1 protein-coding gene is annotated in these 336 nt (G+C 38.4%); it reads right to left on the bottom strand.

Annotated elements, in window-relative coordinates; genetic code table 11:
- The coding region (locus tag GQN54_RS13700) for a T9SS type A sorting domain-containing protein (protein WP_160634136.1) at positions 1-336 on the bottom strand (336 nt) is incomplete at both ends.

Below are 336 nucleotides of genomic sequence, written 5' to 3'. Positions count from 1 at the left end.
TAAGAAATAAATCCCGGGCTCTATTTCATTAAGCGGAATTTGTTGTTGGATTGCATTTACATCTAACGAAAAGGTTTTTACTACCTGCCCTTTTATGTCTAATAACTGTGCGGTGTTGCTGATTGGTTTACCGATTAAGTTCGTAAATTCAGCAGCAGGGTTGGGATACACCAATACGCCATTTTCTGCAGGAATGTAATTGTTTTTTATGCCTACTGGAATGCCTTTGCCGCATGGCAAATCATAACGAGCTAAGAAGATATCATTTCCTCCTGCTGCAATTAATGTATCTCCATTCACATACAAGGTATCGCTAAAAAAACCAGCCACATAAAT

It is taken from the genome of Acidiluteibacter ferrifornacis (genome assembly GCF_009909615.1).
Lineage (GTDB): Bacteria > Bacteroidota > Bacteroidia > Flavobacteriales_E > Vicingaceae > Acidiluteibacter > Acidiluteibacter ferrifornacis.
This window is presented reverse-complemented; position numbering and strand designations above follow the sequence as displayed.